This is a genomic window from Glaesserella parasuis, from assembly GCF_002015085.1.
GTDB classification, from domain to species: Bacteria; Pseudomonadota; Gammaproteobacteria; order Enterobacterales; family Pasteurellaceae; genus Glaesserella; species Glaesserella parasuis.
Map to the genome: position 1 here is coordinate 1 of NZ_MUXW01000034.1, position 6142 is coordinate 6142.

General features: G+C 40.7%; 9 protein-coding genes and 1 pseudogene. 1 reads left to right on the top strand and 9 read right to left on the bottom strand.

Annotated features, from left to right (window positions below; translation table 11 throughout):
• From B0183_RS08600 to B0183_RS08635, 8 genes and pseudogenes are all read right to left on the bottom strand, one after another.
• A pseudogene (locus B0183_RS08600) lies at positions 1–216 on the bottom strand (hypothetical protein); the annotation flags it as partial.
• Complete coding sequence (locus B0183_RS08605) at positions 173–1570, bottom strand: DUF4055 domain-containing protein (protein WP_078208655.1); 1398 nt, start codon at positions 1568–1570, stop codon at positions 173–175. The pseudogene B0183_RS08600 and the gene B0183_RS08605, both read right to left, overlap by 44 nt.
• 9 nt (positions 1571–1579) lie before the next feature.
• Complete coding sequence (locus B0183_RS08610) at positions 1580–2815, bottom strand: PBSX family phage terminase large subunit (protein WP_078208656.1); 1236 nt, start codon at positions 2813–2815, stop codon at positions 1580–1582.
• Entirely contained in the window at positions 2799–3314 is a 516-nt protein-coding gene (locus tag B0183_RS08615) for a terminase small subunit (protein ID WP_021118468.1), read from the bottom strand. Before B0183_RS08615 ends, B0183_RS08610 begins: the two co-directional genes overlap by 17 nt.
• A gap of 387 nt (positions 3315–3701) precedes the next feature.
• On the bottom strand, positions 3702–3986 hold the full coding sequence (gene lysC, locus B0183_RS13215) for an Rz1-like lysis system protein LysC (RefSeq protein WP_423972222.1): 285 nt from the start codon (positions 3984–3986) through the stop codon (positions 3702–3704).
• Positions 3880–4224 (bottom strand): DUF2570 family protein, encoded by a 345-nt coding sequence (locus B0183_RS08625; protein ID WP_021118888.1) that lies wholly within the window; start codon positions 4222–4224, stop codon positions 3880–3882. The genes lysC and B0183_RS08625 overlap by 107 nt, the downstream gene beginning before the upstream one ends.
• Positions 4197–4742, bottom strand: coding sequence for a lysozyme (locus B0183_RS08630; protein ID WP_078208658.1), 546 nt, complete (start codon positions 4740–4742; stop codon positions 4197–4199). The genes B0183_RS08625 and B0183_RS08630 overlap by 28 nt, the downstream gene beginning before the upstream one ends.
• A complete protein-coding gene (locus tag B0183_RS08635) occupies positions 4717–5016 on the bottom strand; it encodes a hypothetical protein (RefSeq protein ID WP_021116914.1) in 300 nt (99 codons plus the stop codon). Before B0183_RS08635 ends, B0183_RS08630 begins: the two co-directional genes overlap by 26 nt.
• A 113-nt stretch (positions 5017–5129) precedes the next feature.
• Here B0183_RS08635 and B0183_RS08640 point away from each other — a divergent pair, with 113 nt between their 5' ends.
• Positions 5130–5693, top strand: coding sequence for a hypothetical protein (locus B0183_RS08640; RefSeq protein WP_021114960.1), 564 nt, complete (start codon positions 5130–5132; stop codon positions 5691–5693).
• 152 nt (positions 5694–5845) lie between these two features.
• On the opposite strand, the gene B0183_RS08645 is transcribed toward B0183_RS08640, so the two are convergent.
• On the bottom strand, positions 5846–6091 hold the full coding sequence (locus tag B0183_RS08645) for a hypothetical protein (RefSeq protein WP_026916569.1): 246 nt from the start codon (positions 6089–6091) through the stop codon (positions 5846–5848).
• Positions 6092–6142: the final 51 nt, after the last annotated feature.

Below are 6142 nucleotides of genomic sequence, written 5' to 3' on the forward strand. Positions count from 1 at the left end.
CTTAAGCAGTGTGTCTAATTGTTTTTTAGGTAAAGCATCCACACCTGCAGCAGCTAAACGATTGAGCAACTCACGTTGTGTTTTACTCAGCTGTTTCATTACCTGCTGTCTAAGATGTGCATCATAACGAAAATGCAGAATTTTGCGATCAGTCAAGGCGTATGCAATACGACTATTCAGGCTTTGTTTCGGCTTGTCCTGCGAACTCAAGGTCATATTCTACCCCCTCTTCATTTAAGCGAGCCTGTTCATCTTCCCATTCTACATTATCGCTAATCAACCCACGGCGTTTTGCTTCATTAAATACGGTTTGTTTTGAAAGTGTGCCTGCTTGTTGCATTTTAATGACCATATCCATTGAGGCATTTGGATCGAGATCGTCATCAATGTTACCGCTAATTTCCACCTTACCGACATCATCAATACCCAACCACAACCCAACGTATTCCAAGGCTAAATCTAACGCATCTTCAAATTTATTCGCATACAGTCGCAATAAACTGATTTCTTTGCCTTGCTCTTCTTTGGCTTGACTGTCTGTCATTGCTAACACGGTTTTATCTAAGAGTTTCGCCCCGGCAACACGCATTTGGCTTTCCAGCTCTTTCAAACTGTCTTGCCCTGCGTTAATCGCATTACCTGAATGTTCGATATAAGCAATTTGAGAACCTGCAGGTAAATGCAACGCACTGCCACCAACTTGTAGCTTATTGACTTCAGTATCAGAGAAAATCCCTAATAACGGCACACGAGCGGTATTTAAAATGTTGTCCTGATCGGATTGTGATTGCCAATGCTTAACATTCAAATAGGCTAATTCAAGCAACGGCGGTTCACCTAATGCAAACACATTGCTTTCTTTCGTAATAAACGGCACAACAGGCACCACTTCAAGCGGTCGATTTTGAGCAAGAAGTTGCACATCATCAATCAGCGTCCATTGCCCCTCTGTTGCTTTATACTTACGCATACGGCCGATTTCGTACACATAAATCACCTTCTCAATCTTCGAACCAAACTCGCCATCATCTACCGACACTTCTTCCATATAGCGGAACTGCGTGATTTGTCGTTTCCCTTTGATTTTATCCGTTTTAAATCCCAAAACATTTTTAGGCTTAATCAAAATAAAGTAAGGACGAGCATTAACCGCTTTCTCATCGGCAATGGTACGAACATTCTCAGTACGGGTGTAATCCACTAAGCACCACGCCACGCCATAAGTTAAACCTGCATTAAACCAACGAGAAGAAAATACATCGACATTATTTCCCTCTAGATCCACATCAGGCAAAATATCTTGCTTTAATTTATCGTGAACGTCATCTGTCGTAATCGGCTCAAAAAAAACTCTACCTGTCATTTGGTAGAGCGTTTCCGATAAAGCAGGATAAAGCGTTGAGCGGTTAAGTCTGTTTTTATAAGCCTCTTCTTCCTCAAGACTGAATTGATAAAGGTATTTTTTCCCTGCTTGTCGCATTGTTTTTGTTCCGCCAAGCAAATCATCAATCATCACACCTTTTTCATTCAACGCCCTAATTTCTGGCATAACAATAGCAACATCAGACATAAATTATCCTTAGTAAAGTTTAAGTGGATTTTGGCTAAAATCCCCTTTCCGCTGAATACGAGGATTAAGCGCATACCGCAACGCATCAATATAGTGGTTATGGGCATCAACTAATGTTGGCAACACATCGCCAGACAAGCGGTCGGTTTTGTAGCTATACAAGCGAAATTCGTTTAAAGTTTGCTGACAACGTGGGTGAATGTAGATTTTCTTATAGGATTTAATATGTGCAATCCCATCTTCAACGCTACCTTTCCATTTTGGCACGCCATCAATACGAGGCAAGCCGTGTCGCTTTAAATAGCTGATAGACTCAGGTCTTGCTGAATCTGCTCGTATCACATACTGCTCAATGCCAGCAATACCTTTCTGCAAAAATGTGGCTGTATCATCAAGCTCTAACCCAACTTTGCCGGCCTCATATTCAATATACAATTCATCATTAAACACCCAGCATTTAATCGCTGCGGTTGGGTCGTGAGCAAAACCGAAATCCAACCCGTGATAAGGACCTTCAAAATCAGGTAAAGGCTTAAACTCAAGTTCCTGATATTTTCCTCTAAAGACTTGAGCCTCACTTTCTTCAAGATAATCCCCCTCCCAAATCCAACGATAAGTCGCATCATCTAAACGGGCTTTATCCCTTAAGCGTTCTTGCTCTAATACATCAGGAAACCACGGATTATCGCTATAATTCATCTCAACAATCGCCATACTTTCGTCTTGATGTTGCCTAAAGCGTAAATCCGTTGCCGAACCTTTCTTTTCAGGGTTCCACGTTAACCAAATTTCCGAACCGTTTTCACGCACAGTAGGCAGAAGTTTCCGCCACGCCATTTCGCTCACGCTTTCTGCTTCATCAATCCACGCAAGTAAAATCCGTGCTTTTGATTTAATGCTGTCAAGATTGTGCCGTAAACCTGTAAAAATATAGGAAATTCGACCGCACTTTGTGCGTACATATTTCTCACCAACCTCAAAGAAATCCGCCAGCCACGCTTCGCTTTGAATGGCTTGCTTAATTTCTTCTAATGACGAGTCTTCCAACGAGTTCATAAACTCACGACCACACAAAATGACACCGCTTTCGCCTTGCATTGCCCGTTGATACGCTACAACCGCAGTCATCTTGGCAAAAGTGCGTGTTTTTGCCGAACCACGCCCACCATAAGCACCACGATAACGCACATCCTGGAGAATAAACACTGGAATAAGTTTAGGTGGGAGATTAAGTTGTACTTTCATCTGGAGCCACCAACTCAATAATAGTAGGGCGAAGTGAGCCGTCAGAGTTTGTTACATCGACTTTATCCTTAAACATACCAAGATGTTTACCTAATAGCTCAAGTGCTTTATTTGCTGCGTGAGGCTCAAAACAAACTTTCTCTACATCCATAGGAACAATAGAACCATCAACCTTGCTTAGTTCTGTTTCTGTGATTTTCTGCTTGCCTGTACTCATTGAGATAATTTCAAGTAATCCCTTTAAAACATCATCTTGAGTAACATTTACTCGCGCAGCTCGTTTGTTTTGAGCTTCTTGAATTGCTTCTTGAATGTCTACATTTGACAGCAAGCGACTACCTTCACGATTTGCTGTTTTTTCAGCATAACCAGACCTAATCGCCGCTTGTGTTGCGTTAAGATCAATTAAGTATTCTTCAACAAACCGCTGTTGTTTGTCTGTTAGTTTGAATTTACCCACGCCTTTAGACGTGGATTTAACCTCGTCTTTCTTCGTCATCGTGGTTAATCCTTTTTATTTCAAAACATTCAATAAATTAGCAATGGCATTAATTAGCTTTGGTGAAACAAACGCTAAAATAGGTAGTGTTACTGCAAGGCTTATTTGCCATAAACCATATTCCATAAGTATCTCCTTGATGGTTACGGTTAAAACTGTCATAATCTCCATAAATCGTTACTCATTCGGCTTTAATGGGTAATGAAAAACCCCGATCATTTGCAGTGATCGGGGTTTTGTTATATATAAATTACATCACTTGCGTATTTTCTCGGGGATTTATCCAACAATCCCAAAACCCATACGCAAATTATGTAGCATTTAATTTACACAAAATAAAAGAGCGATCATCTGACCGCTCTTTATCGTGGCACAAACGTTAATCCGCTATTTAAACCCTTGCTTAGTTCGTGCTTGCCACTCTCTAATGCTATCAATCTGACCCGCACACAAGTCACGTTCTCCCATCACCTTAACGAGATACTCGATAGCATCACCATAGGTCGTGCCACTAAACTTTGACCGCTCGCACTGCACTAAAAAGGCTTGCGGTGGATATAAATACTCAATCTTTGTCCTTGCTGTGCAACCGCTTAAGCTCATCGACAACAGGGCGAGGCAAAGCAGTAACGCCACACGGCTCTTTCTGTAAAATAGATTTAATCTGTTCATTACTCTGCTCCACCTGCTTTCGTAGTTTATTTGCAATACTTTGCTGATATTCAACCGCTTGTCGCTCTTGTTGCAGTTGCATTGTCAGCTTATTGTTTGCTTCTTGCTGTTGCTCAATGGTTTGGGCTTGCGTCTGGTTCTCGGCTGTTAATGCACTTATCCTCTGTGACTGACCCCACAACCACGCACACAAGCCCAAAATCAATGCCATTAAGATTTTATTAACCCAGCTAAACATAACGCCTTCTCTTTCTCACGACGGATTTCTAACCCTCGTAACTTCTTGCCACCTGAATAAACCCACTTAGGCAACTCATTACAGGCACCAACATAATCGCCTGATTTGATTTTACGAAAGAATGTCGATTTACTCACGGTGCCACACCCAGCATTAAATGTCAGCGAAGTAGCAACATCAAACACCGATTGCGGAATATTCCAACCGTTTGCGTAACGGTTCACGCATTTTTCTGCGTGCTGAATATCAACCAACCACCGTTCTGCAATCTCTTTGTCCGTGTAAACTTTTCTTTCAATCTTACCGCTTGACGCTTCCGTTGAACCAATACCAACAGTAAGCACATTTGCAGGACACAAATAAGGCTCACGTTTACAACCTTCTGCATCGCCGATAATCTCAAGCCCTTGCTGACTTGTACGAAATTGACCGTGAAAATCTGTATTTAATACCGCAATAATGGCACTGACAGCACAAACCCCACCGCCAACTTTACTTAATGTTTTTATTCGGCTCATCTCTTAATCCCCTTGAGAGTTGTTGTTTACGTATCTGATGCATTTCTTCGAGGTGGCGCATCTCTGCTTTATGCTTTTCTTCAGCTCTTTCTTCTTGGCGTCTTTTTATTTTCCCTTCTCGGCATTTTGAGTACATATTAACTAACGCTGTAACAATCCCTAGAGCCAAACTAATGAACATTAAATTTTGTTGATCGCCTAACCATGCTAACCAACCTGTAAGCCCAGTCCATGCATAGCTCTGCATTCCTGCATCTCTCATAGCATTTTTCATACCTTAGCCCTCGTTTCAGGCAATAAAAAAGCTCAGTCCGTAAAGACTGAGCTTGGTTAAAAAAACTGCTAGAATATTGTTCCCCAACAAATAAACTAGCAGAGGATTAAATTATGTACTTTCGTGAAGGTTATACCAAATTTCCATATCGACCATCAAATGGATCTGAAGATTGCCAAAATCCAACACCAAATGCAGGTGGAATTGATTTAGTTAATCATCCTGAAAAAATAGATGAAATCCTAGAAATTGCTCAACTACCAGAACTTAAAACCACACTTATTGAACTTAACAAGCCTGATAGCCCCTTTATCACACTAGGTTGTTCTCACTGGATAGGAAAATATGATAATAGCCATTTCTCTTATATTGAATTCACATTTAAAGATGCCAAAATTGCAGACAACTTTAACTTCTTAGTTCAACTCGAAAAGGATCTTCACCTTTTTTTCATAGAAAAACTCACAACAGGTTTTACTAAAGAGCAGCGAGATTCTTACGCAACTTATCTAAAAGATCAGGTTCAAGTCTACTTTCGGAAAATCCAATACCAAGACGACTTAGAGCTTCGCAACCTGCTAGGGTTAGAGTTCCACTTTCAGGATCGACAAATGGTCGATTTTCACCATAAAGCTCTGCGGCATTTTTTAACGCAATATTTAGTTCTACCATTGTGATAACCTTTATCAAATTTACTCAGTACCACTAGATATGTTTAATCTTGTGGTACGTCATTATTGCCAGCAAATGGATAAATTTTCCTATTTTGGAAGTGAGGACCGCAGTCTGATATACGTCGAGATGACCGGTCAGCGGTATAGCGATTAGTTCAAGGATAACGAATTAAATCAGGTCTAACTTTTAAGCTATTTACCGCTAATTCAGAACATTGAACTTCAGATTGAGAATTAAGAGGAGGCAAGCTACTTACTTTAATGCCTTGAGCTTGAATACTTTCTGCAACAATAAAACCTGACGTGTATCTCAGCTTCAAATTTTCATAAAGTGCCTTGAGCAAATACTCTGGCACTTCTTCGCCATTGATTTTGATTTTATCGCCTAATGTAATTTCCATCCCTTCCCCCAAACAAAAAACCCCAAGCATTTCTGCTCAGGGCTGTAAAAT

Coding starts and splice junctions, on each gene's coding strand:
- B0183_RS08605 (WP_078208655.1), bottom strand. CDS start 1,570: ATGTCTGATGTTGCTATTGTTATGCCAGAAATTAGGGCGTTGAATGAA.
- B0183_RS08610 (WP_078208656.1), bottom strand. CDS start 2,815: ATGAAAGTACAACTTAATCTCCCACCTAAACTTATTCCAGTGTTTATT.
- B0183_RS08615 (WP_021118468.1), bottom strand. CDS start 3,314: ATGACGAAGAAAGACGAGGTTAAATCCACGTCTAAAGGCGTGGGTAAA.
- lysC (WP_423972222.1), bottom strand. CDS start 3,986: ATGAACAGATTAAATCTATTTTACAGAAAGAGCCGTGTGGCGTTACTG.
- B0183_RS08625 (WP_021118888.1), bottom strand. CDS start 4,224: ATGTTTAGCTGGGTTAATAAAATCTTAATGGCATTGATTTTGGGCTTG.
- B0183_RS08630 (WP_078208658.1), bottom strand. CDS start 4,742: ATGAGCCGAATAAAAACATTAAGTAAAGTTGGCGGTGGGGTTTGTGCT.
- B0183_RS08635 (WP_021116914.1), bottom strand. CDS start 5,016: ATGAAAAATGCTATGAGAGATGCAGGAATGCAGAGCTATGCATGGACT.
- B0183_RS08640 (WP_021114960.1), top strand. CDS start 5,130: ATGTACTTTCGTGAAGGTTATACCAAATTTCCATATCGACCATCAAAT.
- B0183_RS08645 (WP_026916569.1), bottom strand. CDS start 6,091: ATGGAAATTACATTAGGCGATAAAATCAAAATCAATGGCGAAGAAGTG.